The following is a 24740-nucleotide window of genomic DNA, read 5'->3' on the forward strand; positions in this document are numbered from 1 at the left end:
GGGTCGAGCCGAGTGACGGACGACAGCGGGTTCCGCGCCCGGCTGCTGGCTTCGGTGGAAGCCGGGCAGAGCATCATCGAGATCAGGCCGCTCCTCGTGGAGCAGCTCGAGCGCGGGGTGAAACGCGAGGACCTGTATAAAGAGCTCATCGACACGATGCGGTTCCTGCGCGCCGAAGGACGGGACGACGACGAGGACAGGGTGGCCGACGTAGCCGATCTGCTCACGGATTGGGTGCTGCCGGAACATCGGCTCTGAGCCGATCGGAAGCTTCTCGCTCGGCGGCTCGAGGTGGGATCAGCGCGGCCGGCCCGGCACACCCGGCCGGGTCTGCCACGGACGCGGCCCCTCGAGCGGCCGGTACTCCACACCGAGCGCATCCAGCCGCGGCAAGTGGTGGTCCCGCAACCGCGGCAGAAACTCCGCGTAGTCCCGCGAACCACTGCTCCAAGCCACCTCCGCGAAGGCCGACAACCGCGGGAAAGCCATGTAATCCACCCGCCGCACGTCGTCCAAGTGCTCGCTCCACACCTGCGCCTGCACCCCGCGCAACCGCGGCCCCGTCAGCGCAGGCTCGTACCCGTACACGTCCTCCAGCGTGTGGACCCAGCCGACCGGGATCGGCTCGTCCGGGTCCGGAGACTGGCGGTGGTCCAGGTACACGTGCTGTTCCGGGCACATCACGACGTCATGTCCGGCCGATGCCGCCCGCACGCCCGCCTCCTCGTTCTGCCACGAGCCGATCACCATCGGGGGCAGGTCGGGGATGTCGAGGACCTCGTCCCAGCCCATCGGCGTCCGGCCGCGTGCCACCAGGTGCTCGGCCAGCCGCCGGACGAACGCGCGGTGCTCGTCGGTCGCGCCCGGGGTCTCGTCGCCGCCCAGCGCGATCACCGGGGACGGGAAGATCTCCAACAGGTGGTCGAACACCGTCCGGAAGAAGTCCAAAGTAGAATCGCCAGGAGAAAGCAGTGAAGTGCTGATACCCCAGGAAGTCCAGATCTCGTACGAAGGCGAAGTCCCCAAAGCGGGATAGGCGGCCAAAGCGGCGCGAGCGTGTCCGGGGATGTCGATCTCCGGAACCACCGTGACGGCTCGGGACGTCGCATAGGCGACGATCTCTCGCAAATCGTCTCCGGTGTAGAAGCCACCGTGCGGACGACCGTCCTGCGCGCCCCCGCTGCCCACCATCGACGACGGCCGCCACCCGCCGACGGACGTCAGCCGGGGATACGCCGGAACCTCGAACCGCCAACCCTGGTCATCGGTCAGGTGCAGGTTGAGCACGTTCAGCTTGTGCGCCGCCAGCAAATCGATGAACCGCAACACCTCGGCTTTGGTCCGATAATGCCGGGCGACGTCGAGCAGGCACCCGCGCCAGCCGAACCGCGGGTGGTCCGCGACCACGCCGCACGGCACGGACAACGGACCACCGATGGAAGCCGCGCGGAACGCCGACGGTCCCGCCAGCTGACGCAGGGTCTGCCGCCCGTAGAACTCCCCGGCCGGGTCGGCGCAGGACAAGACCACGCCCGAAGGAGTGATCTCCAACCGGTACCCCTCGGCCGGAAGCGAAGCGGCCCGAACGTCCACAGGGGACGGCCACGGGCAGGAACCCGCGGCGGGTGTGACGGAAACCGGGCGGGGGAGCAGGGTGTCGAAAGCCATGTCAGCCCTTCACGGCGCCGGCCATCCCGGACACCAGCCGTCGTTGCACGAGGACGAAGAACACGAGCACCGGGATCGTCATCAGCGTCGAGGACGCCATCACCGCGCCCCAGTCGGTGTCCTCCGGCTTGAAGAACACCAGGATCGCCTGCGGCAGCGTCTGGTTCTCGGTCTTGGAGATGATGAACGTCTTGGCGAAGAGGAAGTCGTTCCAGGCGTGGATGAACGCGAGCACGCTCACGGCCACGAGCCCGGGGGCCACCAGCGGGAACAGGATCTGCCAGGTGAACCGCATCCGTGACGCGCCGTCGAGCTTCGCCGCTTCTTCGAGTTCCACCGGCACCGCGGCGACGAACCCGCGCAGCATCCAGATCGCGAACGGCAGGCTGAACGCGAGGTGCACCAGCACCAGCGAGCCAAGCTCGTTGAGGCCCAGCGCCGGCACCGCGCCGCCGAGGGAGCGCATCAGGAAGAACAACGGGATCGTCAGCGCCTCCACCGGAACCATCTGCGCCACCAGGATCATCACCAGCAGCACGGTCCGGCCCTTGAACGAGAACCGCGTGAGCGCGACCGCCGACAAGAACGACAGCAACAGCGAAAGCACGACCACGACCAGCGCCACCACCAGGCTGTTCACGAAGAACCGCCCGAAGCCGGACACCGTGAGCACGCGCTCGAAGCTGTCGAGCGATGGCGAGAACGTCCACGGCTTCGGGTTCGCCGACTGGATTTCGCCCGCCGGCTTGAACGCCGAGAGCAGCATCCAGTACAGCGGGAAGGCGACGATCCCGGCGATCACGACGGTGACGACCTCGGCGATCAACCGCCCGGGGCGTTTCACAGCCATGCCGCGCTCCGGCGTTGCGACCGGACGTACAGCCCGGTGATCGAGAGCAGCAACAGCGTCATGACGACTCCGATCGCCGAGCCGAGGCCGTACTCCTGCCCGGCGAAAGCCTGTTGGTACGCATAGACGTTCAGGACCAGGTTGCGGCCGGCGACGCCGCCGCCGTTGGTCATCACGTAGATCTGGGTGAACACCTTGAAGTCCCAGATGATCGACTGGACGGTCGCGATCACCAGCAGCGGCCGCACCATCGGCAGCACGATCGACCAGGTCGTGCGCCACACCGACGCGCCATCGAGCGACGCGGCCTCCAGGACCTCGTCCGGGACGCCCTTGATCCCGGCGTACATCGTGACCAGCACGAACGGGAACGAGCACCAGATCACCTCGGCGGCGACGAGCCCGAACGCGCCGAGCGTGCCGAAGGTCCACGAGTGGTGCTCGAACGGCAGCCCGAGCCCCGACAGCACCTCGTTGACCAGGCCGAAGTCGGTGTCGAAGAGGAACAGCCAGACGTAGGAGCCCGCGATCGCCGGCGTCGACCACGCGCCCAGCGCGGCCAGGAACAGCAGCGTCCGGGGCAGCGAGCGCACCCGCGAAGCCAGCACCGCGAGCCCGGTGCCGACGACGAGCGAGCCGACGACGCACGCCGCGGCGAACCCGACCGTCTTGCCGAGCACGGTCCAGAACTGCACCTGGGACAGCAGGTCGGTGTAGTTCGCGAAACCGAGGAACACCAGCGGCGCGTTGCCCGCGGCCTGCGGCTGGCCGTAGTCGTAGAACGAGATCAGGACCAGCTGGTAGATCGGGTAGGCCAGCATCGCCGCGAGCAGGACGCCCGCCGGGGCGAGGTAGAGCGCGGCGGCCCGGCCGTCCCCCTTCCGCCGCGGCCGCCGCGCGGGCGCCGTGACGGAAGGGGCTTCCTGGACGGTCACCACTACCCGAAGGCCTTGTCCATCGCCGCGGCCGCGTCGGTCAGGGCCGCCGCCGGGTCCTTGCCACCGGTCGCGATCTGCTGGACGGCGGTCGGCAGCACGTTCTGGCTGTCGATCTTCGACCACGCCGGCGTCGCCGGGACGAACTTCGTGCCCGCCTTGAGCGTGTCGACGAACGGCTTGAGGAACGGGTCGTTCGCCGCGAGCTTCTGCTGCACGCTGCCGAGCGTCGGCAGGTTCCCCATCGCCGTGTACATCTTCTCCTGGTACTTCGCGCCGCCGAGCAGCTCGACGAACTCCAGCGCCAGGCTGCGGTGCTTGCTCGCGTTGAACACGCCCAGGAGGTTGCCGCCGGCGAACGCGGGGGCGATGCTGCCCGCGGTCGTGCCGGGGATCGGGACGACGGCGTACTTGCCCTTGACCGCGCCCTGCTCGACGGCCTTGCGGTTGAAGTCGCCGCCGATGGTCATCCCGGCCTTGCCGCCGGCGAACGCCGTGACGCTCTGCGTGCCGGTCAGGTTCGCGCACTGCGCGGGCGGGCAGATGTCGTCCTTGAGGAGGCTCGCGTACTGCGTCACGCCGGCCTTGGCCTTGTCCTCGGTCACGGCCGACTTCCACTTGCCGCCGTTGTCCTGCGCGAGCTCGCCGCCGTTGGCCCACAGGAACGGCAGCATCGCGTAGGTGTACTTGCCGCCGACGGAGATGCCGTAGAGGTCCGGCTTGGCGGCGCGGATGCGACGGGCGGTGTCGGTCAGTTCGGTCAGCGTCGTCGGCGGCTTGAGGCCGAGCTCGGTGAAGACGTCCGTGCGGTAGTACAGCGCGCGGATGCCGGTGTACCAAGGGAGACCGTAGGTCTTGCCGCCGGACTTCGCCGTGTCGAGCACGGTCGGGATGAGGTCCTTGCCCTCGCTCCACGACGCGAGGTCGCCGGTCAGGTCGGCCAGCGCGCCGGTGGCGGCGTAGCTGGAGACGTCGGTGTTGCCGAACTCCGCGACGTCCGGCGCGTTGGCCGGGTCGTTGAAGGCGCCGGAGAACTTGTCGGCGCGGCCTTCGACCGGCACCCACTGGACGTCGACCTCGACGCCGGAGTGCGCGGCCTTGAACTCGGTGATGGCGTCCTTGACCGCGGCCTCCTTCGGCGCGCGGTTGGCCTCGTCGAACAGCCATACGCGGACGGTGCCGGTCTTGTCGTCCCCGCCGGAGCCGGCGGGCGCGGACTGGGTGGGCGCGCAGCCGGCGAGCAGGGCCAGCCCGGCGACGACGGGCAGGGTGCGGCGCAGTCTCATGACGATCCTCCAGTGCGGCCTGAACGGCTCAGGCGAAATAAACCGAGTTGACACTGCCGACGGCGAGCGAGCCGGCGACCGCGCCGGGCAGGCCGGTGGCCGGGTCGCGGGGCAGCCAGGTGACGGTGCCGGACCGCTGGTTCGAGACGTAGAACCAGTTTTCGCCGGGGTCGAGGGCCACGTGCCGCGGCCAGTTGCCGCCACTGGACACGGTGGACACCAGCTTCAGCGAAGCGCCGTTCACGGCGAACGTCGCGAGGGTGTTGGGGCCGCGAACCGTGGCGTAGGCGAACTTCCCGTCCTTGGACAGGATGATTTCGCCGGGGTACAGGTCGCCGGTGCTGCCCGGCGGCACGGCCGGGACGACGGAAAGCGCCTTCAGCGTGCCGGTGGCCGCGTCCCAGCTCGCGACCGTCACCTCCGGCCGCAGCTCCTGCAGGATGTAGGCGAACGTCCCGGTCCTGTCGAACGCGAGGTGGCGCGGCCCGGCACCGGCCGACAGCTTCAGCTGCTGGTGCAGCGAAAGCTTCCCGGTGGCGACGTCGAGCGAGTAGACGTACACCGAGTCGGCGCCGAGGTCGACCGACAGCACCCAGCGGCCGGTCGGGTCGTTGACGACCTGGTGGGCGTGGGCCTGCCCGGAGTCGGCCTGGTGCGTCACGAGGTCCGTGGCCGCGCCGAGCTTGCCCCCGGCCAAGATCGGCAGCACGACGACGCTGCCCGAGCTGTAGTTCGCGGCCAGCACGTACTTCTGGCTCGCGTGCACGCTCAGGTGCGTCGGCGCGCCGCCCTTCGAGGAAACCTTGTTGAGCAGCTTCGGATTCGTCGCGTCGGCGATGTTCAACGCCGAGACATACCCGTTCGGGTCGCCTTCGTTGGTGACGTACAGGGTCTTGCCGTCGGCGCCGCGGTCGAACCACGACGTGTCGGTGCTGCCGGGCACCGTGCGCACGGGGTTCAGCGTCGCGCCCGACCGGGTCGTGACGTCGAGGCCGTGGCCGTTCGCCCCGCTGGTGTAGCTGCCGAGGTACACGGTCCCTCCGGCGATGCAGCCCTTCGAGGTGGTGGCCGCGGACGCGAGCTGCGCGCCGAGAACGGTGGCGGCACTCGCGCCCGCGGCGGCGCCGAGGAACGTGCGACGGGAAAGTCCGGTCATCGTCATTGTCTCCCAACGGGTTCGGGTCGGCGGCTCACCCCAGTATGGTCTAGACCACGGCCATGAGCAATGCCGAAGCCCCGAAACCGGAAAGGGAAAGCACGGTTTCCAGCGCCGTCCAGGACTTCAGCGTCTGCGGCACCGTCAGGTTGAAGTACCGCGAAACGATCCAGAACCCACCGTCGTTGACGTGCGAAGCGATGATCGACCCGGCCGAGATCGCCATGACGAGCAGCGCCAGCTGGATCTGCGAATACCCGAGCTGTGCCACGGTCGGCGCGACGATCCCGCTCGTGGTCACGATGGCGACGGTGGCCGAGCCCTGCGCGATGCGCATGCCGCAGCTGATCACGTACGCCGCGAGCAGCACCGGCAGCCCGGCGTCGTGCAGCGAATCGGCCACGGCCTTGCCGATCCCGGTGGCCGACAGCACCGCGCCGAAGAACGCGCCCGCGCCGACGACCAGCAGGATCATCGCGACCGGCCGCAGCGACTTCGCGGCCAGCTCGTTGAGGTCCTTGCCGGTGAACCCGCGCCGCAGCCCGAGCAGCCAGGACGCGAGCAGCACGGCGACGGTCAGGGCGACCGCGGGCGTGCCGACGAACGCGGCGACCCCGGCGAGGGCGGAGCCCTTCGGCAGCCAGATGCTGCCGAACGTGCCGGCCAGGATCAGCACCAGCGGCACCGCGATGATCGCGGCGACCAGGCCCAGCGACGGCGGGTTCTCCTCCTTCTCGCCCTCTTCCTCGGCGAAGACCATGTCCTCGGGCACGTCGACGACGATCCGCTTGCCGATCCACGTCGAGTAGAGCACGCCGCCGATGAGGAACGCGGGGATACCGCAGGCCAGGCCCATCAGGATGATCCAGCCGAGCTCGACGTGCAGCAGCCCGGCCGCGGCCACCGGACCGGGGTGCGGCGGCAGGAAGGCGTGCGTGATCGACAGGCCGGCCAGCAGCGGCATCGCGTACAGCACCAGCGACTTGCCGCCTTGCTTCGCGGCGACGTAGACGAGCGGCGCCAGCACGAAGATGCCGATGTCGAAGAACACCGGGATGCCGAAGACGAACCCGGCGACGCCCATCGCCAGCGGCGCCCGCTTCTCGCCGAACGACCGCAGCAGCGCGCCGGTGAGCACCTTCGCGCCACCCGAGCGTTCCAGGATCGACCCGAGGATCGTGCCCAGCCCGATGATCGCCGTGATGTGCCCGAGGATGCTGCCGAACCCCTTCTCCAGCAAGGAATCCGACGCCTTCTGGGCGGAGCCGACGATCGTCCCGACGGGCAGGCCCGCGGCCAGCGCCGTCAGCAGGCCGACCACGATCAGCGCGATGAACGGCTCCAGCTTCAGCTTGATGATCAGCACCAGCAGGACGGCGATCGAGACGGCGGCGAGCGTCAGCAGCCCGCCCGTGGTGTGTTGCAGCCAGTGGATCATCGAGCTCTCCGGGGGTTGCGCAGGGAGTGGCCGGCGAGGGCGCCGGTGGGGGTTCCGTCGTCGAGGGCGGCGACGCCGTTGACGAAGACGTGGGTGATGCCCGCGGCGGGCTGCCGGGGATCGTCGAACGTGGCGGTGTCGGTGACCGTTTCGGGGTCGAACAGCACCAGGTCGGCGGCGTAGCCGGCGCGGACCAGCCCGCGGTCGGTCAGCCGCAGCCGGCGCGCGGCCCGCCCGGTCAGGTGGGCGACGCACTCGGCGAGGTCGAGCACGCCCAGTTCGCGGACGTACCGGGCGAGATAGCGGGGGAACGTGCCCCACGCGCGCGGGTGCGGCCGGGCGCCGACGAGGAGGCCGTCGCTGCCGCCGGTGTGCGTGCGGTGCCGCATGATGGCCTGCACGTTCTCTTCGTGCCCGACGTGCATCAGGCAGGACGTCCCGAGCTTCTCGTCGAGGAGCGTGTCGAAGTACAGTTTCGCCGGCTCGGTTCCCTGCGTGCGCGCGGACGCGGCGACGCTGTGCCCGACGAGGTGGGCGTTGTGCTCGTTCCGGACACCGTTGATTTCGATGGCGTCCCAGTCGATCGGGACGCCGTGCGCACCGTCCGAACCGGACTCTTCGATCTCGGCGCGGATCCGCTCGCGTTCGTCCACATCGGACAGTCGCGCCAGGGTCGCGTCGAGCCCGCCTTCGGTGGCCCAGCTCGGCAGCAGCGCGGAGAGGTAGGTCGCGCCCGGCAGGTACGGGTAGGTGTCGAGGCTGACGTCGCAGCCTTCGTCGAGCGCGTCGTCCAGCAGCTTCAGCAGGTCGGGTGCTTTGCCCTTGTTCACCGAGAAGTTCATCGTGGCGTGCGCGAGGTGCAGCGGGCAGCCGGACTGCCTGCTGACGTCGATCATCTCGGCGAACGCTTCCAACGCGCCCTTGCCGTAGCTGCGGTGGTGCGGGCTGTAGAACCCGCCGCCTTCGCCGACCACGCGGCAGAGCTCGACCAGTTCGCTCGTCTCCGCGTACATCCCCGGCGTGTAGGTCAGGCCGGACGACATCCCCATCGCGCCTTCGGCCAACCCGGTGGCGACGAGTTCCTTCATCCGCGTCAGCTCGGCGTCGGTGGCCGGACGGTCGTCCCAGCCGACGGCGAGCATCCGGACCGTCCCCTGCGGCACCAGGTACGCCGCGTTCACCGCGACACCCCGGTCGAGGCGGTCGAGGTACTCACCGACCGAGCGCCAGTTCCAGTCGAACCCCGGCGGGTCGTCGTTCCAGCCGGCCAGCTGTTGCCGCAGCGCGTCGAGGACGACGTCGTCGACCGGCGCGTACGAGAGCCCGTCCTGCCCGAGCACCTCGGTCGTGACGCCCTGGGTGATCTTGGCCGGGTGGTCCGGGTTGGCCAGCAACTGCAGGTCGGAGTGCGAATGCATGTCGATGAACCCGGGCGCGAGCACCAGGCCGTCGGCGTCGATCGTCCGGCCGCCGATCAGCGAGCCCGCGTCGGCGACCTCCGCGATCTTCCCGCCGGTGAGGCCGACGTCGTGCCGGGCCAGGGGCTCGCCGGTGCCATCGGCGACCAGCGCGTTCTTGACGACGACGTCCATCAGAACCACGTCCGCACGAGGTCGACGACGGTTTCGCCGTCGGCGGCGGTCACCGGCAGCAGCGGCCACTTGTCGAACACCGTGCACGGATGCGACAGGCCGAGCCCGACCCAGTCGCCCACCTCGATCGGCGAGCCGGCGGGCAGCGTGAGGAACGCGTGCTGGTCGTTCATCTTCGCTACGACGTGCCCTTCGAGGGGCTCGGCGGGACCGTTCGGCGTGCGCCGCAGCTGCGGCTCGGGCATGCCCTCGTCGAAGGACGCGTCGCGCTTGCCGATCGTCAGCAGCGCGAGGGTGTCCGACGGCTTCGACGTCACCTGCGCCCAGGCGCGCAGGGCGGGCCGGAACGACTCGACGCCGTCGATGCGCGGGTGGTCGCCGAGCGGGGAGATCTCGCGGTAGAAGCCGTCGTCGTGGGTGACGTACGCGCCGCTGCGCAGCACCGGCAGCACGTCGAGGCCGGCCGGCCACGGCTTGGTCAGCTCGTTCGCGACCTGGTCGAAGTACGCGCTGCCGCCGGCGGTGACGATGACCTGCCCGTCGAGCAGTCCCTTGTCCGCGAACGCGATCGCGAGGTCGCGCAGACCGTCCACATAGGAGCTGATCTTGGCGAGCGCGGCTTCGTCGGTGTCGTGGGAGAGCGCGCCTTCGTACCCGCCGGTGCCCCGTAGCCGCAGGACCGGGCTGGCGTCCACGGCTTCGGCGACGGCCCACGCGGTCGCGGTGTCGCGGACGCCCGTGCGGCCGCCGTCGGCGCCGAGTTCGAGCAGGACGTCCACCGGGCGGTCGCTGCCTTCGAGGGCCTCGGTCATCAGCTCGACGCCGCGGACCGAGTCGACCCAGCAGACGAACTCGAACGCCGGGTCGGCCGCCAGCTCGGCGGCCAGCCAGCGCAGGCCGGCCGGGTCCAGGAACTGGTTCGCCAGCAGGATCCGCGAGACGCCGAACGCGCGGTAGATCCGGAGGTGACCGGCGTTCGCGCAGGTCACGCCCCAGGCGCCGTGCTCGATCTGGCGGGCGAACAGCTGCGGGGCCATGGTGGTCTTGCCGTGCGGGGCGAGCACGACGCCGCGGTCGGCGCACCAGGCGGCCATCGTCCGCAGGTTGTGTTCGAGCGCTTCTTCGTCGAGGACGACGAAGGGCGCGAAGAACCCGTCGGCGAAGAGGTTGAGCCGGCGGTCCGCGGCTTCGGCCAGGGTGAGCCCGGTCAGGGCGGGGGCGGCCGAGCGGAAGCGCCAGTCGACCCGCTCCTGGCGGAGGGCGTCGAGCGCGGCGGTGTTCATGGTGCAGGCGTTCATCGGCGGCGACCTCTGTTGCGTATGTTGCAACGACTGTTGCGCATTTTGAGTGCCATAGGTGTAGCATCCGGGTCGCCACAGGTCAACGGGGTGAAGGGCAGGGAGACGGACAGTGACGAGCGGGCCCGAGGTGCTGTGTATCGGCGAGTCGATGGCGCTGTTCGTGCCCGCCGAGCCCGGCCCGCCGGACGAGGTGAAGCGGTGGCTGCGCACGATCGGCGGCGCCGAGTCGAACGTGGCCTGCAACCTGCCGACGCTGGGGGTGCGCAGCGGCTGGGTGAGCGCGGTCGGGGACGACCCGTTCGGCCGGGCGATGCTGCGGGAGGTCGCTTCCCACGGCGTCGACGTCAGCGCCTGCGTCGTCGACCCGACGCGCCCGACCGGGCTCTACGTCAAGGAAAGCGGCGCCGGCGGCAGCCCGGTGCGGTACTACCGGGCCGGCTCGGCGGCGTCGGCGATGGACCCTTCGCTGCTGGACCGGCTCGACCTCGACGGCGTCCGCGTGCTGCACCTGTCCGGGATCACCCCGGCGTTGTCCGAAAGCTGCCTCGCGCTCGTCCGGGCCCTTTTGGAAATGCCCCGCGGCGACCGGCTGATCTCGTTCGACGTCAACCTGCGCCCCGCGCTGTGGACGGGCCGCGACCCGCGCCTGCTCGCCGAACTGGCCGGCCAGGCCGACATCGTCCTGACCGGCGACGACGAGGCCCAGCACGTCTGGGGAACCGGCGATCCGGCCGAGCTGCGGGCCCTGCTGCCGCGGCCGCGCACGCTGGTCGTCAAGCACGGCGAACGCGGGGCGACGCTCGTCGAGGGTGAGCCGCTGTTCGCGCCCGCGCTCTCCGTCGACGTCGTCGAGCCGGTCGGGGCCGGGGACGCGTTCGCGGCGGGCTTCCTCGCCGCCACCCTGCGCGGCGCCGAGCCGCTGGCCCGGCTGCGCCAAGGCCACCTGCAGGCCGCCGTAACCCTGCTCACCCACGACGACGTCGGGGTGCCCCTGCCGCGCCCGGTGGTGGATAGCCTGCTCCAGGCGGGTCCGGACGAGTGGAGTTCGGTCCGGCTGACCGGAGAGGGGCTGGTGCGGACGTGAGTCAGAGCCTGGATCGCGCGTTGACGCTGCTGAACTCGATCGCGAAGGACGCGCGCACCCTCGACGACCTCGCCGAGGAGATCGGCGTGCACAAGTCGACCGTGCTGCGGCTGCTGCGCACCCTCGAGCAGCACCACTTCGTCCGCCGCGAGGGCGCCCGCTACTACCGGCTGGGCAGCGCGATGTTCGACCTGGCCAACCAGGCGCTCGACTCGATCGACGTCCGGCGCAGCGCGCAGCCCGCGCTGGCCGCGCTCAACGCGCGCACCGGTCACACCGTGCACCTGGCCAGCTACGACGACGGCGAGGTCGTCTACATCGACAAGTACGAGGGCCGGCACTCGGTGCGGATGTACTCGCGCGTCGGCAAGCGGGCGCCGCTGCACTGCACGGCGGTGGGGAAGGTGCTCGTCGCGGCGATGCCTGCCGCGAAGCGGGAGGAGATCGCGCGGTCGATCGAGTACCCGGTGCTGACGCCGAACACGATCACCACGCCCTCGGACTTCCTGGCGGAGCTGGACCGCGTCGCGCGGCTCGGGTACGCCGTCGACAACGCCGAGCACGAGGACTTCATCCACTGCATCGCGGCGCCGGTCCGCGGGGCGGACGGCGAAGTGCTGGCCGCCGCGTCGATGTCGGTGCCGAAGGTGCTGCTCGACTACGAAGGCCTGCTCGCGCTGGTGCCGGACCTGCGGGCCGCGACCACGGAAGCTTCCGTCCACAGTGGATGGACGGAGAACGGAAAGGGGCACTGATGAGCAAGACGGCAGTTTCCACCGAGAACGCGCCGAAGCCGCCGGCGAAGTTCTCGCAGGCCGTCCGCAAGGGGAACCTGCTGCAGGTCGCCGGCCAGGTCGCGTTCGACCCGGCCACGGGCGCGATCGTCGGCGACGACGTCGTCGGCCAGACGCGGCAGACGTTCAAGAACATCGAGGCCGTGCTGGCCGAGGCGGGCTCGAGCCTGGCCGACGCGATCATGGTCCGGGTGTACCTGACCGACACCGCGCACTTCGCGCCGTTCAACGAGGTCTACAACGAGCTGATCGGCGACGCGCCGCACGCCGCCCGCACGACGGTGTACGTCGGCCTGCCGGGCGAGCTCCTCGTCGAGATCGACGTGCTCTGCGTGCTGGACTGAGGCTTTCCCGGGGCCGGCTTCCCGGCCCCGGGGTGCTCAGCCGAGGACGCTCGTGTAGCCGTTGAGCGCGGGCTGCCCGCCGAGGTGGGCGTAGAGGACGTTCGAGCCCCGCTCGATCTCGCCGCTCCCGACGAGGTCGATCAGCGCGGCCATCGACTTGCCCTCGTACACGGGGTCGGTGATCATGCCCTCCAGGCGGGCGCACGTCTCGATCGCGTCCACAGTGGACTTGTCGGGGATGCCGTAGACACCGGCGTGGTAGCGGTCGTCCAGCTCGACCTCGGGGATCTCGCCGGCGCCGATCAGCTCGGCGGTGTTGCGCGCGATGCGCGTGATCTGCTCGCGGGTCTCGCCGGGCTTCGCGGAGGCGTCGATGCCGAGGACGCGCCGGTTCTTGTTCCCGGCGACCCCGGCGACCATGCCGCCCTGGGTGCTGCCGGTGACCGAGCAGACGATCACGGTGTCGAAGAAGACGCCGAGCTCCTTCTCCTGCTGTTCCAGTTCCACGACCCAGTTCGCGAACCCGAGGCCGCCGAGCCGGTGGTCCGACGCGCCGGCCGGGATGGCGTAGGGCTTGCCGCCGTTCGCTTCGATCTCGGCGACCGCGTCCTCCCACGCCTGCTTGAAGCCGATGCCGAAGCCGGCGTCGACGAGCCGGACGTCCGCGCCGAGGATGCGCGAGAGCTGGATGTTGCCGACCTTGTCGTAGAGCGGGTCGTGCCAGTCGACCCAGCTTTCCTGCACCAGCACGGCCTTCAGCCCGGCCCGCGCGGCGGCCGCGGCGACCTGGCGGGTGTGGTTGGACTGGACGCCGCCGATGGAGACGAGGGTGTCGGCACCTTCTTTCAGGGCGTCCGCGACGAGGTATTCGAGCTTGCGGGTCTTGTTGCCGCCGTAGGCGAGCCCGGAGTTGACGTCCTCGCGCTTGGCCCAGACGTTCGCGCCGCCGAGGTGCGCGGTGAGGCGCTCGAGCGGGTGCACCGGCGACGGGCCGAACAGCAGCGGGTAGCGGGGGAAGTCGGCGAGGGTCATCGGTCCTCCAGCAGATCGGTCCAGATGGTCGAGATCACGGAGACCGCCGTGCCGGTGTCGCGGGCTTCGAGGGCGTCGATGAGCCGGGCGTGGCGCTCGACGGAGTTCCAGGCGAGGGTCGAGCTGAAGCGCGCGTGCTCCAGCCGGCGCAGCAGGGGCGTGTAGCGGTCGAGCGTCGCGGCGACGGCGGCGTTGCCCGCCAGCCGGACGGGGATGTCGTGCAGTTCGTCGTCGGCCTTGATCGCGGCCTCCACGTCACCGGCCTCGATCGCCTTCGCGAACCGGTCGTTGGCGGCGCGCATGGCGGCGATGTCCGCCGGGCGGGCCTTGGCCGCCGCTGCCCGGACGGCGAACTCGTGCAGCAGCCGGACGATCTCCCGCGCGTCGAGGACATCGGGCGACATGACCTCGGAGACGCGCGTGTAGCTCTGCGGCTTCTGGTCGACGAGGCCGTCTTCGGTCAGCCGGCGCAGGGCGTCGCGGACGGGGGCCTTGGACAGCCCGAGCTGCTCGGCGAGGTCGCCGTCGCGCAGGGGAGTGCCCGGCGGGAGCGTGCCGTCGACGATGGCGTGCCGGATGCGGTCGTACGCCTCGTCCCGCAGGAGCGGACGGGTGACCTTGGGGAGACTCACATGTAACATGTTAGATGTCGGACGGCCGGCTCGGCAAGCGCGGTGGGTCGTCCACAGCTGGTCCGTGATGTGGACGGTCGCCCTCCTGGCCGCCGCCTTTCCGGGTGTTGTCGGGCACCCCTGAACTGGGGACGCCCTCCGGAGAGGGCCAGGGCTCCGGCAAAGTCGTGGCCGCGCGGTCTGCCCGGCGTCGCGGCGATGTCATGAAAGGGTCGTTCATGTCGTCTGACGAGGTGAACGACCCGTTCATGACGTGCGGGCGACCGGATCGGCCGCGCTGACCTGACTTTGCCGGAACCCTGCCGGAGAGGGCGGGGGCTGGTCTGGTGGGCGGCGCCTCGGCGGTTCGTCAGTAAACGGGGCCGGTGTACTTTTCGCCGGGGCCCTGACCGGGCTCGTCGGGCACGGCCGAAGCCTCCCGGAACGCCTTCTGGAGCGACTGCAGGCCGTCCCGCAACGGGCCGGCGTGCAGGCCCAGGTACTCCGCCGACGCCGTCACGAGCCCGGCCAAAGCGGTGATGAGCCGGCGGGCTTCGTCGAGGTCGCGGTGCGGGGACGTCGCCGGGTCGGCGTCGGCCAGGCCGAGCCGCTCGGCGCCGGCCGACAGCAGCATCACCGCCGCGCGGCTGATCACCTCCACGCTGGGGATCTCGGCCAGGTGGCGGTCGTCCGGGGAATAGGGGGCCTGTTCGGAGGGTTGATCTGACACGTCTGGTACCCTTCCACGAGCGACCAGCCCTCGAGCGATCGGGGGCGGCAAGTGGAGCCCCGCTCCCACCCGCGTCACCGTCCAGGTGGCCGGGTCCGGTCTCACCCGGACACAGTCCAGGGTGAAGAAGTGTCCTCCGGGGCACGATCGGAAACAGAGTGGGCCCCGCGCACCGAACGGTGACCGGGGCCTTCGCTATGTGGGCACCAGGTCGAACGAGAACAGGAAACATTCCTCGGACCAAGGAGGCCCCATCAGCTCCGAGACACGCATCAACGACCGTATCCGGGTGCCGGAGGTCCGACTCGTCGGCCCCGCCGGCGAACAGGTCGGCATCGTCCGGATCGAGGATGCGCTGCGCCTGGCGCAGGAGAACGATCTCGACCTCGTCGAGGTCGCGCCGCAGGCCCGCCCGCCGGTGTGCAAGCTCATGGACTTCGGCAAGTTCAAGTACGAGAGCGCGCAGAAGGCCCGTGAGTCGCGGCGCAACCAGCAGCTGACCGTCATCAAGGAACAGAAGCTGCGCCCCAAGATCGACCAGCACGACTACGAGACCAAGAAGGGTCACGTGTCGCGCTTCCTGGCGGCGGGCAACAAGGTCAAGGTCACGATCATGTTCCGTGGTCGCGAGCAGTCCCGGCCGGAGCTCGGCTTCCGGCTGCTGCAGAAGCTCGCCGACGACGTGACCGAGCTGGGCTTCGTGGAGTCGTCGCCCAAGCAGGACGGTCGCAACATGATCATGGTGCTGGCCCCGCACAAGAACGTGAAGCCGAAGGCGAAGGCCGAGGCGGCCCCCGAGGCGTAAGCGCCGACCAGCACGAGCGGCTCACCGGATCTCCGGTGAGCCGCCGCACGAAAGAGGACTGAAATGCCGAAGATGAAGACCCACAGCGGGACGTCCAAGCGGATCCGCGTCACGGGCACGGGCAAGCTGCGCCGCCAGAAGGCCGGCCGCCGCCACCTGATGGAGAAGAAGTCGAACCGCCTCACCCGCCGGCTCGAGGGCACCACCGAGCTGGCGAAGACCGAGGCCGGCCGCGTCAAGCGCCTGCTCGGCATCTGATCCCGCAGAACTTGCTGTAACCACCCGGGGCGTCCCCCTTCGCCCCCTGAGATCGACAGGATGGACCCGTGGCACGCGTCAAGCGGGCGGTCAACGCCCAGAAGAAGCGTCGCGCAACTCTCGAACTGGCCAGCGGCTACCGCGGCCAGCGTTCGCGGCTGTACCGCAAGGCCAAGGAGCAGACGCTTCACTCGCTCAACTACGCCTACCGGGACCGCCGTGCCCGCAAGGGTGACTTCCGCCAGCTGTGGATCACCCGCATCAACGCGGCCGCCCGCGCCAACGGCGTGACCTACAACCGGTTCATCCAGGGCATCAAGGCCGCGGGTGTCGAGGTCGACCGCAAGATCCTCGCGGACCTCGCCGTCAACGACGCCGCCGCCTTCACCGCGCTGGCCGAGCTCGCCAAGGCCAACGTGAACACCGAAGCGAAGTCGGCCTGACCGGCAGCTTTCCCCGACCCGGGGTGGATCCGTTCACCGAACGGACCCCCCGGGTCGTTGCTGCGCGCAAGCTGACGCGGCGCGCGGAACGCGACAAGACCGGCCGGTTCCTGGCCGAAGGCGCCAACGTCGTCGAAGCGGCGCTCGAGCACGGCACCGTGCACGAGCTGTTCGTCACCGGACGCGCGGCAGCGCAGCACGCGGACCTGCTCGACGCGGCCCGCGCGGCCGGCGTCGGAGTCTCGCCGATCACCGACCGCGCCGCCGACGGGCTGTCGGAAACCGTGACGCCCCAAGGCATCGTGGCTGTCTGCGCCCTGCTCGACCGGCCGCTCGACGAGGCCGTGACGCCGGGTGCGCGGCTCGTCGTGGTGCTGGTCGACGTCGCCGACCCCGGCAACGCGGGCACAGTGATCCGCGTCGCCGACGCGGCGGGCGCCGACGCCGTGGTCCTGGCCGGCGACACCGTCGACCCGCACAACGGCAAGTGCGTCCGCGCCGCCGCCGGCAGCTTGTTCCACGTGCCGATCGCGCGCGTTCGCGACGTTCCGGAGGCCCTGTCCGCCTGCTCGGCGGCGGGCCTGCGCACGTTCGCCGCGCACGGCTACGCCGACGCCGAACTCGATCGGGTGGATCTCACCGAGCCGACGGCGTGGGTCTTCGGCAACGAGGCCCACGGCCTGCCCGCCGACGTCCTCGAACGGACCGATCTCGCCGTCCGGATCCCGCTGTACGGCAAGGCGGAAAGCCTCAACCTCGCCACCGCGGCGGCCGTCTGCGTGTACACGAGCGCGATGGCGGCACGCCGCTGACCAGCCAGTAGGCTGCCCGGGTATCCACTGTGGTCACCTGGGGGAATCATGGGCAGGCTCGCCCGTTCGTACGCGTTGTTCGTCGCTTCGGTCCGGGTGCTGCGTGCCCACAAGGGCCTGGCGTGGTTCCCGGTGCTCGCCGGGATCGCCGGGCTGCTGGTCGCCGCGGCGTTCCTCACACCCGCGTTCTTCACAGCCCACGTGCAGACCGGCGACGTCCGGCCCAGCGCCGGCACGTACGTGCTGCTCGGGGCGTTCTACCTCGTCTCGGCGTTCACCACGATCTTCTTCAACGCCGCCTTGATCTCCCAGGCGGACCTCGCGCTGCGCGGCGACGGCGGCGTGCCGGGCGTCGGCGCGGGCCTGGCCACGGCGGGCCGCCGCTGGCCGGCGCTGCTCGGCTGGGCCGGCCTCACCGCGACGGTCAGCCTGGTGCTGCGCACGATCGAGGAGCGGCTCGGCTTCCTCGGCAGCATCGTCAGCAGCCTGGTCGGGCTGGCCTGGCGGCTCACCACGTTCCTCGTGCTGCCGGTCGTCCTCCTCGAAGGCACCGGGGTCCGCGACGGCGTCAAGCGCTCGGTCGAGCTGTTCCGCCGAACCTGGGGCGAGAACGTCGCCGGCACCGCGGGCCTCGGCCTGATCGGCTTCCTGCTCACCCTGGCCGGGTACGTCGTGTTCCTCGGGGCCGGCTTCCTGCTCGGCGGTACGGCCACCGTGTTCGTCGCGGTCGGCCTGGCGATCGTCTGGACCCTGCTCGTGGCGGTCTTCACCACGACTTTGTCCGGCATCTACCAGACGGCGCTGTACCGCTACGCCGCCGACGGCGTCGTTCCCGGCGAATTCGCGTCGGTGGACTTCGCCGACGCGTTCCGCGGGCGCTGACCGCGCGTCCGCGGGGGCCGGGGCGACCGGGGGCGCGCGGACCCGATCCCATAGACTTTTCCCACCTTTGACCTCTCGCGCGCCGCGTGTCCGGCGGTGCGCGCACAACCAGTCCCAGCGGACGCCGAGGAGTTATGTCCGGAGCCAAGGAGAAGGAAGCCCAGGGCGCGGTGCTCGCCCCCGAGACGCTGCAGGAAGCGGTCAAGGCCGCCGAAGCCGCGTTCGCCGCCGCGACCGGGCTCGAAGCGCTGGCCGAGGTCAAGCCGGCTCATCTCGGCGACCAGTCCCCGGTGGGCCTGGCCCGCCGCGAGATCGGCGCCCTGCCCAAGCAGGAGAAGGCCGACGCCGGCAAGCGCGTCAACGAGGCCCGCCAGGCCGTCCAGGCGGCCTTCGACACCCGCCGCGCCGAGCTCCAGGTGGAGCGCGACGAGCGGGTGCTGCGCGAGGAGGCCGTCGACGTCACGCTGCCGTGGGACCGCGTCCCGCGCGGTGCCCGGCACCCGATCAGCACCATCTCCGAGCGCGTCGCGGACGCGTTCGTCGCGATGGGCTACGAGGTCGCCGAGGGCCCGGAGCTCGAAGCCGAGTGGTTCAACTTCGACGCGCTGAACTTCGGCAAGGACCACCCCGCGCGGCAGCTGCAGGACACGTTCTACGTCGGCGACGAGGACTCCGGCCTGGTGCTGCGCACGCACACCTCGCCGGTGCAGGCCCGCACGCTGCTCCACCGCGACCTGCCGGTGTACGTCGTCTGCCCGGGCCGGACGTACCGCACCGACGAGCTGGACTCGACGCACACCCCGGTGTTCACCCAGGTCGAAGGCCTCGCGGTGGACAAGGGCATCACCATGGCGCACCTGAAGGGCACTCTGGACGCCTTCGCCCGCGCGATGTTCGGCGAAAGCTCCAAGACGCGCCTGCGTCCGCACTTCTTCCCGTTCACCGAGCCGTCCGCCGAGGTGGACGTCTGGTTCGAGGAGAAGAAGGGCGGCCCCGGCTGGGTGGAGTGGGGCGGCTGCGGCATGGTCAACCCGAACGTGCTGCGCGCCTGCGGCGTCGACCCCGAGGTGTACTCGGGCTTCGCCTTCGGCATGGGCATCGAGCGCACCCTGCAGTTCCGCAACGGGATCCCGGACATGCGCGACATGGTGGAGGGCGACGTCCGCTTCACCCTTCCCTTCGGAACGGAGGCGTAGTGCGAGTCCCCGTCAGCTGGCTGACCGAGCACCTCGACATCGGCGAGGAGGTCACGCCGCAGGACCTGGCCGACGCGTTCGTGCGGATCGGCATCGAGGTCGACGACGTCAAGGAGCTCGGGCCGGTGACCGGCCCGCTGGTCGTCGGCCGGGTGGCCGACATCGAAGAGCTGACCGAGTTCAAGAAGCCGATCCGGTTCTGCCGCGTCGACGTCGGTGAAGAGGCCGAGGAGCCCGCTCTCGACGAGGGCGACGAAGACGAGGACGAGGACGAAGACGGCGCCTTCGAGGACGAGGGCCCGCACGGCATCCGGACCCGCGGCATCGTCTGCGGCGCGCGCAACTTCGCCGAGGGCGACCTGGTCGTCGTGGCGCTGCCCGGCGCGGTCCTGCCCGGCGACTTCACCATCGCGTCCCGCAAGACGTACGGCCGCGTCAGCGACGGCATGATCTGCTCGGCGCGCGAGCTCGGCCTCGGCGACGACCACGCCGGCATCCTCGTGCTGCCGTCGGGTGCGGCGAGCCCCGGCGACGACGCCCGCGAGCTGCTCGGCCTCGACGACACTGTGCTCGAGCTGGCCCCGACCCCGGACCGCGGCTACGCGCTGTCCGTCCGCGGCCTCGCGCGCGAGCTGTCGAACGCCCTGGACGTCCCGTTCGGCGACCCGGCGCTGCTGGAGGTCCCGGCGGCCGAGGGTGACGCCTGGCCGGTCCACGTCGAGGACCCGGAGGGCTGCCCGCGGTTCGTGCTGCGCCGGGTCACCGGCCTCGACGCGACCGCGCCGACGCCGTGGTGGATGCGCCGGCGGCTGATGCTGGCCGGCATCCGCTCCATCTCCCTGGCCGTCGACGTCACCAACTACGTGATGCTCGAGCTGGGGCACCCGCTGCACGCGTTCGCCACCAAGGCCATCCAGGGCGACCTGGTGGTCCGCCGGGCGAAGCCGGGGGAGAAGCTGACGACGCTGGACGACGTCGAGCGCGCGCTCGATCCGGACGACGTGGTCATCGCCGACGACAGCGGCGTCATCTCGCTCGCCGGCACGATGGGCGGCGCGAGCACCGAGATCACGCCGGAGAGCACGGACGTGCTGCTCGAGGCGGCGCACTGGAACCCGGCGGCGATCAGCCGCACCGCGCGGCGGCACAAGCTGTTCTCCGAGGCCGCGAAGCGGTTCGAGCGGTTCACCGACCCGCAGCTCTGCCCGGCGGCGGTCGAGCTGGCCGCCCGGCTGCTGCGCCAGTACGGCGACGCCGCCATCCAGCCCGGCCGTACCGACGAGGGGTCGGTCGAGCCGAACCCGGCCGTCGTGATGCCGATCAACCTGCCCGACAAGGTCGCGGGCGTGAACTACCAGCGCGGGGTCACGGTCCGCCGGCTGTCCCAGATCGGCTGCAAGGTCTCGGTCGGCACGGGCGACGACGGCACCGGCCTGGTGACGGCGATCCCGCCGAGCTGGCGCGGCGACCTGCGCCAGCCCGCCGACCTCGTCGAAGAGGTGCTGCGGCTGGAGGGCTACGACAGCATCCCGTCGACGCTGCCGGCCGCCCCGGCGGGCCGCGGCCTGACCGACAGCCAGCGGCGCGTCCGGGGAGTGTCCCGGGCGCTGGCCGAGGCGGGGTACGTCGAGGTGCGCCCGTTCCCGTTCATCGCCGACTCGGTGTGGGACGCCTTCGGCCTCCCGGCGGACGACGTCCGCCGCAACACGGTCGTGGTCCGCAACCCGCTTGAGGCCGACCGCAACCGGCTGGCCACCACGCTGCTGCCGGGCCTGCTGGACACACTGCAGCGCAATGTCTCCCGCGGGATGAAGGACGTGGCGCTGTTCCACGTCGGCCAGGTGGTCCTGCCGGCACCGAACCCGCTGAAGATCCCGGACCTCGGCGTCGACCGGCGGCCGACGGACGAGGAACTGGCGCTGCTCGAGGCGGCGGTGCCGCAGCAGCCGCTGCACGTGGCGGTGGTCCTGGCGGGCCAGCGCACCCGAGCGGGCTGGTGGGGCGCCGGCGAGCCGGCGAACTGGGCCGATGCGGTCGAGGCGGCCCGCACGATCGCCGAGGCGTCAGGCATCGAGCTGACGGTCCAGGCGGCGGACCTCCCGCCGTGGCACCCGGGCCGCTGCGCCCGCCTGCAGGTCGGCGACTGGCCGGTCGGCCACGCGGGCGAGCTGCACCCGAAGGTGGTCGAGGCGCTGGGCCTGCCGCCGCGGACGGTGGCGATGGAGCTGGACCTGGACGCGATCCCGCTCCCGGACTCGCGCCCGGCGCCGAGCGTGTCGGGCTACCCGCCGGTGCTCCTGGACGTGGCGTTGGTCGCGGCGGCGGACGTGCCGTCGGCGGACCTGGCCGCGGTCCTGCGCGAGGGAGCGGGCGAGCTGCTCGAGGACATCACGCTGTTCGACGTGTACGCGGGCGAGCAGGTCGGCGAGGGCAAGAGGTCGCTGGCGTACAAGCTGAGGTTCCGCGCGGCGGACCGGACACTGACGGTCGACGAGGCAACGAAGGCCCGAGACGCCGCGGTTGCGGCAGCGGGCGAGCGCTTCGAGGCAACGCTGCGCGCATAACGCTTCGAGGTGACTCGGCCCGCAGAGGCGAGGTAGTTCGGGAGGGGTCGGGAAACCGGCCCCTCCCGGCTTTTCGGCCAAACCGCCCGCGCCCGCGCGATTACGCAATCCCGTGCCTGCGCCGCCCACGCGCCAGCCTGGCCCTGCCGCTGCGGCCCGCGGGATCCCGGGGCCACCCCGGGCCGCGACCTCGCAGCAGACCAGCGCGGGTATGGCTTCGGCCGAGCCAAATCCCGCCGCGGCTTGCGCCGGGCGCGGCTCGCCTCGCTTCATCCGCGCCCCCCGCCGCCCGCCCCCGCCCCCGCCCCCCGCCCTCCCGCCCCCTCCGCTCACCCGATGTGCTTCAGCGCCTCCCGTCGAGACAACCCCGACAACCCCGGATGGTCATCCACAAAGGACCGCACCCAGTCCGGCGCCGTCTTCGCGTACTCGCGCAAAGCCCAGCCGATTCCCTTGCGCAGGAAGAACTCCGGTTCCGCGATCGCCGGTTCGATCGTGCGCGTGAGCAGGTCCGTGTCCGTGTCCTCCTTCGCGCCGATCTGGCAGATGATCGCCGTGCGGCGGCGCCAAAGATCACCGTCGGCCGACCAGCTCAGCATGATCGGCGTGACCCGGCTCCGGTCGGCGCGCAGGATCGGGCCGATCCGGCGGATCGCGAGCTCGTCCACGTAGTCCCACCACGCGCCGCCGACGATCAGCTCCTCGTACATCGGCACCAGCTCGCGGTCCTGCCACTGCCGATATGCCCGGTGTCCGGAGAGCGCGATGGCCGCGTAGCGCTCTTCGCGGAAATCGGCCGTCCGCCACAACTCCAGCACCGTCGCCGCATATGTCACCCGATCGGGCAATATGTGGTCGGCCAGAACCCGCTTGAGGAGCACGGTCCGCTCGGGTGAAGCCACCCCGCGGAACGGCATCGCCGACTTCATGTACGCCTGCATCGCCGGCGCCTTCACCGGGTCCGCCAGCTCGGCCAGCCCCGTGCGGATCGCCTTGACCAGCTGTTCGTCCGCGCTCATGCGTCCTCCCGTCGCCCTCCGGCGGTCCGCAGCGTACTGCCGGGCACCGACAGTTCCGGGCCTCGGCGGCCGGCGCAGGTCCCGACGAAAGACGGATGGCGGAAGTCGCGCCGGTCGACGAGATTGGCGAAGGTTGCCGGTAGTTTCGCCGGAATACGGCGAACTCTGTCCAATGCGGATGAAAAGGACGACTGTGAAGAGAATCGTTGCCGCCGTCGCCGCCGCGGGTCTCGCGGCCGGGCTGATGGCCGCCGCGCCCGCCGCCTCGGCGGATCCCGGGGTGCGGTTCACGCCCGCGCCGATCGCCTGGGGGCCCTGCGCGTCGGCGAGCCTGAAGGCCAACGGCGCCGAGTGCGGCTTCCTCGAGGTGCCGATGGACTACGCGAAGCCGGGCGGGACCAAGGTCTCCGTCGCGGTGTCGCGGATCAAGCACAAGACCGCGCAGTCCCAGGGCATCATGCTGGTGAACCCGGGCGGCCCCGGCGGGTCCGGCCTCGGGCTCTCGGTGCTCGGCAAGTACGTGCCGAACCACGCGGGCGACAACTACGACTGGATCGGCTTCGACCCGCGGGGCGTCGGGTCCAGCAAGCCGGCGATCAGCTGCGACGGGAACTACTTCAGCTACAACCGGCCGGCCTACGTGCCGATCACGCCCGGGCTCGAGCAGACGTGGCTCAACCGCTCGAAGGGCTACGCCGACGCGTGCAAGAAGAACGGCGAGATCCTCGACCACCTGAAGACGACCGACGTCGCGCAGGACATGGACAGCCTGCGCAAGGCGCTGGGCGAGAAGCAGATCAACTACTACGGCTTCTCCTACGGCACCTACCTCGGCCAGGTGTACAGCACGCTGTACCCGAAGAACGTCCGCCGGATGGTGCTGGACGGCAACGTCGACCCGCGCAAGGTCTGGTACCAGGCCAACCTCGACCAGGACGTCGCCTTCGACAAGAACATCAAGATCTACTTCGACTGGCTGGCGTCCTACGACGACGTCTACCACCTCGGCAAGACCGGCGCCGCGGTCGAGAAGCTGTGGTACGACACGCAGCGCAAGCTCGCCAAGAACCCGGCCGGCGGGGTGATCGGCGGCGACGAGTGGACCGACGTCTTCCTGCAGGCCGGGTACTACGTCTTCGGCTGGGTCGACATGGCCAAGGCCTTCGACGGCTACGTCCACAAGGGTGACTGGCAAACGCTGAAGGACCTCTACGACGACTCGAACCCGCCCGGTGCCGACAACGGCTTCGCCGTGTACCTGGGCGTTCAGTGCACCGACGTCCAGTGGCCGACCAACTGGAACAAGTGGCGCGCCGACAACTGGCTGACCTACTTCAAGGCCCCGTTCGAGACCTGGGGCAACGCCTGGTTCAACGCGCCGTGCGTGTTCTGGCCGGCCAAGGCGGGCAAGCCGGTGGACATCGACGGCCGCAAGGTCGCCGGGGCGCTCCTGATCAGCGAGGAGCTCGACGCCGCCACGCCGTACACCGGCAGCCTCGAGGTCCGGAAGCGGTACCCGAACTCGAGCCTGATCAGCGCGCCGGGCGGCACGACGCACGCCGGGTCGCTGTCCGGGGTGTCCTGTGTGGACGACAAGATCGCCGACTACCTGGCCACCGGCGCGTTGCCGAAGCGCCAGCCCGGCAACCATTCGGACGTCCAGTGCGACCCGGTGCCGGCGCCGGTGCCCGACGGCGCCGCCGCGCAGAAGTCGGACAGCTCCGCGAAGGCAGTGCAGGAGAAGCAGCTGGCACAGCTGCTGCACTTCTGATCGGAAGCCCCGAACGGTGCCCCGGTCCGGCTCGCCCGGACCGGGGCACCGTCTTGTCCGCCGGTGTCTCATCGTCGCCTCCTGATGACGGGGTGTGGTCGCCGGAGACGTTAGGGGAGGGGTCCGACAATTTCGCAGCGTTGTCGCCCGTGAGCAGCGCGTGGCCGGA

The 24740-nt window shown here is 70.8% G+C and carries 24 protein-coding genes; 12 read left to right on the forward strand and 12 right to left on the reverse strand.

What is annotated here, in order from left to right:
• Nucleotides 1-12: 12 nt before the first annotated feature.
• The gene (locus tag ABFJ78_RS19425) at nt 13-258 is read left to right on the forward strand and encodes a hypothetical protein (protein WP_436387741.1); all 246 of its coding nucleotides are present in this window, start codon (nt 13-15) and stop codon (nt 256-258) included.
• Nucleotides 259-297: 39 nt separating this feature from the next.
• On the opposite strand, the gene ABFJ78_RS19430 is transcribed toward ABFJ78_RS19425, so the two are convergent.
• Genes ABFJ78_RS19430 through ABFJ78_RS19465 form a run of 8 tightly spaced genes read right to left on the reverse strand, consistent with a single transcriptional unit; the run spans nt 298 to nt 10223 of the window.
• Nucleotides 298-1668 (reverse strand): beta-N-acetylhexosaminidase, encoded by a 1371-nt coding sequence (locus ABFJ78_RS19430; RefSeq protein ID WP_436387742.1) that lies wholly within the window; start codon nt 1666-1668, stop codon nt 298-300.
• Between the two features lies 1 nt (nt 1669).
• On the reverse strand, nt 1670-2518 hold the full coding sequence (locus ABFJ78_RS19435; protein ID WP_436387743.1) for a carbohydrate ABC transporter permease: 849 nt from the start codon (nt 2516-2518) through the stop codon (nt 1670-1672).
• Complete coding sequence (locus tag ABFJ78_RS19440; protein WP_436387744.1) at nt 2509-3456, reverse strand: carbohydrate ABC transporter permease; 948 nt, start codon at nt 3454-3456, stop codon at nt 2509-2511. The genes ABFJ78_RS19435 and ABFJ78_RS19440 overlap by 10 nt, the downstream gene beginning before the upstream one ends.
• Nucleotides 3456-4739 carry an extracellular solute-binding protein gene (locus ABFJ78_RS19445; protein ID WP_436387745.1) on the reverse strand — a complete coding sequence of 428 codons (1284 nt, stop codon included), beginning with the start codon at nt 4737-4739 and terminating at the stop codon, nt 3456-3458. Before ABFJ78_RS19445 ends, ABFJ78_RS19440 begins: the two co-directional genes overlap by 1 nt.
• A 28-nt stretch (nt 4740-4767) precedes the next feature.
• Nucleotides 4768-5901 (reverse strand): lactonase family protein, encoded by a 1134-nt coding sequence (locus ABFJ78_RS19450; protein ID WP_436387746.1) that lies wholly within the window; start codon nt 5899-5901, stop codon nt 4768-4770.
• Between the two features lie 43 nt (nt 5902-5944).
• Nucleotides 5945-7333, reverse strand: coding sequence for a GntP family permease (locus tag ABFJ78_RS19455; protein WP_436387747.1), 1389 nt, complete (start codon nt 7331-7333; stop codon nt 5945-5947).
• Nucleotides 7330-8925, reverse strand: coding sequence for an N-acyl-D-amino-acid deacylase family protein (locus tag ABFJ78_RS19460; protein WP_436387748.1), 1596 nt, complete (start codon nt 8923-8925; stop codon nt 7330-7332). The genes ABFJ78_RS19455 and ABFJ78_RS19460 overlap by 4 nt, the downstream gene beginning before the upstream one ends.
• Nucleotides 8925-10223 carry an amino acid deaminase gene (locus ABFJ78_RS19465; protein WP_436387749.1) on the reverse strand — a complete coding sequence of 433 codons (1299 nt, stop codon included), beginning with the start codon at nt 10221-10223 and terminating at the stop codon, nt 8925-8927. The genes ABFJ78_RS19460 and ABFJ78_RS19465 overlap by 1 nt, the downstream gene beginning before the upstream one ends.
• Nucleotides 10224-10374: 151 nt before the next feature.
• Here ABFJ78_RS19465 and ABFJ78_RS19470 point away from each other — a divergent pair, with 151 nt between their 5' ends.
• The 3 genes from ABFJ78_RS19470 to ABFJ78_RS19480 are packed head-to-tail and all read left to right on the forward strand — an operon-like array spanning nt 10375 to nt 12448.
• Entirely contained in the window at nt 10375-11310 is a 936-nt protein-coding gene (locus ABFJ78_RS19470; RefSeq protein WP_436387806.1) for a sugar kinase, read from the forward strand.
• Nucleotides 11307-12065, forward strand: a complete 759-nt coding sequence (locus ABFJ78_RS19475; protein WP_436387750.1) for an IclR family transcriptional regulator — start codon at nt 11307-11309, stop codon at nt 12063-12065. The genes ABFJ78_RS19470 and ABFJ78_RS19475 overlap by 4 nt, the downstream gene beginning before the upstream one ends.
• Nucleotides 12065-12448: a RidA family protein gene (locus tag ABFJ78_RS19480; protein WP_086864195.1), complete on the forward strand. Its 384-nt coding sequence runs from the start codon at nt 12065-12067 to the stop codon at nt 12446-12448. The genes ABFJ78_RS19475 and ABFJ78_RS19480 overlap by 1 nt, the downstream gene beginning before the upstream one ends.
• 36 nt (nt 12449-12484) lie before the next feature.
• Here ABFJ78_RS19480 and ABFJ78_RS19485 read toward each other — a convergent pair whose 3' ends face one another.
• The 3 genes from ABFJ78_RS19485 to ABFJ78_RS19495 all read right to left on the reverse strand — a co-directional run bounded on the left by ABFJ78_RS19485 (nt 12485) and on the right by ABFJ78_RS19495 (nt 14821).
• Nucleotides 12485-13480, reverse strand: a complete 996-nt coding sequence (locus tag ABFJ78_RS19485; protein WP_436387751.1) for a 1-aminocyclopropane-1-carboxylate deaminase — start codon at nt 13478-13480, stop codon at nt 12485-12487.
• The gene (locus ABFJ78_RS19490) at nt 13477-14112 is read right to left on the reverse strand and encodes a GntR family transcriptional regulator (protein WP_436387752.1); all 636 of its coding nucleotides are present in this window, start codon (nt 14110-14112) and stop codon (nt 13477-13479) included. Before ABFJ78_RS19490 ends, ABFJ78_RS19485 begins: the two co-directional genes overlap by 4 nt.
• 349 nt (nt 14113-14461) lie before the next feature.
• Complete coding sequence (locus ABFJ78_RS19495) at nt 14462-14821, reverse strand: DUF1844 domain-containing protein (protein WP_364466929.1); 360 nt, start codon at nt 14819-14821, stop codon at nt 14462-14464.
• Between the two features lie 199 nt (nt 14822-15020).
• Here ABFJ78_RS19495 and infC point away from each other — a divergent pair, with 199 nt between their 5' ends.
• From infC to pheT, 7 genes are all read left to right on the forward strand, one after another.
• A complete protein-coding gene (gene infC, locus ABFJ78_RS19500; protein WP_436387753.1) occupies nt 15021-15626 on the forward strand; it encodes a translation initiation factor IF-3 in 606 nt (201 codons plus the stop codon).
• Between the two features lie 63 nt (nt 15627-15689).
• Complete coding sequence (rpmI, locus tag ABFJ78_RS19505) at nt 15690-15884, forward strand: 50S ribosomal protein L35 (protein WP_086672342.1); 195 nt, start codon at nt 15690-15692, stop codon at nt 15882-15884.
• Nucleotides 15885-15952: 68 nt separating this feature from the next.
• Entirely contained in the window at nt 15953-16327 is a 375-nt protein-coding gene (rplT, locus tag ABFJ78_RS19510) for a 50S ribosomal protein L20 (RefSeq protein ID WP_086672344.1), read from the forward strand.
• A gap of 23 nt (nt 16328-16350) precedes the next feature.
• Nucleotides 16351-17139 (forward strand): TrmH family RNA methyltransferase, encoded by a 789-nt coding sequence (locus ABFJ78_RS19515; RefSeq protein WP_436387754.1) that lies wholly within the window; start codon nt 16351-16353, stop codon nt 17137-17139.
• A 48-nt stretch (nt 17140-17187) separates the two neighbouring features.
• Complete coding sequence (locus tag ABFJ78_RS19520) at nt 17188-18021, forward strand: DUF6159 family protein (protein ID WP_436387755.1); 834 nt, start codon at nt 17188-17190, stop codon at nt 18019-18021.
• 134 nt (nt 18022-18155) lie between these two features.
• Nucleotides 18156-19217, forward strand: coding sequence for a phenylalanine--tRNA ligase subunit alpha (gene pheS / locus ABFJ78_RS19525; protein WP_436387756.1), 1062 nt, complete (start codon nt 18156-18158; stop codon nt 19215-19217).
• Nucleotides 19217-21781 carry a phenylalanine--tRNA ligase subunit beta gene (gene pheT, locus ABFJ78_RS19530; protein WP_436387757.1) on the forward strand — a complete coding sequence of 855 codons (2565 nt, stop codon included), beginning with the start codon at nt 19217-19219 and terminating at the stop codon, nt 21779-21781. The genes pheS and pheT overlap by 1 nt, the downstream gene beginning before the upstream one ends.
• Nucleotides 21782-22110: 329 nt before the next feature.
• On the opposite strand, the gene ABFJ78_RS19535 is transcribed toward pheT, so the two are convergent.
• Entirely contained in the window at nt 22111-22800 is a 690-nt protein-coding gene (locus ABFJ78_RS19535; protein WP_436387758.1) for a DNA alkylation repair protein, read from the reverse strand.
• A 193-nt stretch (nt 22801-22993) separates the two neighbouring features.
• Between ABFJ78_RS19535 and ABFJ78_RS19540 the strand changes: the two genes are divergently transcribed.
• A complete protein-coding gene (locus ABFJ78_RS19540) occupies nt 22994-24571 on the forward strand; it encodes an alpha/beta hydrolase (protein WP_436387759.1) in 1578 nt (525 codons plus the stop codon).
• Nucleotides 24572-24740: the final 169 nt, after the last annotated feature.

Origin of the sequence: Amycolatopsis sp. MEPSY49 (genome assembly GCF_051337345.1) — a bacterium.
Lineage (GTDB): Bacteria > Actinomycetota > Actinomycetes > Mycobacteriales > Pseudonocardiaceae > Amycolatopsis.

Coding starts and splice junctions, on each gene's coding strand:
- ABFJ78_RS19470 (WP_436387806.1), top strand. CDS start 10,375: ATGGCGCTGTTCGTGCCCGCCGAGCCCGGCCCGCCGGACGAGGTGAAG.
- ABFJ78_RS19465 (WP_436387749.1), bottom strand. CDS start 10,223: ATGAACGCCTGCACCATGAACACCGCCGCGCTCGACGCCCTCCGCCAG.
- ABFJ78_RS19460 (WP_436387748.1), bottom strand. CDS start 8,925: ATGGACGTCGTCGTCAAGAACGCGCTGGTCGCCGATGGCACCGGCGAG.
- pheS (WP_436387756.1), top strand. CDS start 18,156: ATGTCCGGAGCCAAGGAGAAGGAAGCCCAGGGCGCGGTGCTCGCCCCC.
- rpmI (WP_086672342.1), top strand. CDS start 15,690: ATGCCGAAGATGAAGACCCACAGCGGGACGTCCAAGCGGATCCGCGTC.
- ABFJ78_RS19430 (WP_436387742.1), bottom strand. CDS start 1,668: ATGGCTTTCGACACCCTGCTCCCCCGCCCGGTTTCCGTCACACCCGCC.
- ABFJ78_RS19485 (WP_436387751.1), bottom strand. CDS start 13,480: ATGACCCTCGCCGACTTCCCCCGCTACCCGCTGCTGTTCGGCCCGTCG.
- ABFJ78_RS19520 (WP_436387755.1), top strand. CDS start 17,188: ATGGGCAGGCTCGCCCGTTCGTACGCGTTGTTCGTCGCTTCGGTCCGG.
- ABFJ78_RS19480 (WP_086864195.1), top strand. CDS start 12,065: ATGAGCAAGACGGCAGTTTCCACCGAGAACGCGCCGAAGCCGCCGGCG.
- ABFJ78_RS19450 (WP_436387746.1), bottom strand. CDS start 5,901: ATGACGATGACCGGACTTTCCCGTCGCACGTTCCTCGGCGCCGCCGCG.
- ABFJ78_RS19435 (WP_436387743.1), bottom strand. CDS start 2,518: ATGGCTGTGAAACGCCCCGGGCGGTTGATCGCCGAGGTCGTCACCGTC.
- ABFJ78_RS19535 (WP_436387758.1), bottom strand. CDS start 22,800: ATGAGCGCGGACGAACAGCTGGTCAAGGCGATCCGCACGGGGCTGGCC.
- ABFJ78_RS19455 (WP_436387747.1), bottom strand. CDS start 7,333: ATGATCCACTGGCTGCAACACACCACGGGCGGGCTGCTGACGCTCGCC.
- ABFJ78_RS19445 (WP_436387745.1), bottom strand. CDS start 4,739: ATGAGACTGCGCCGCACCCTGCCCGTCGTCGCCGGGCTGGCCCTGCTC.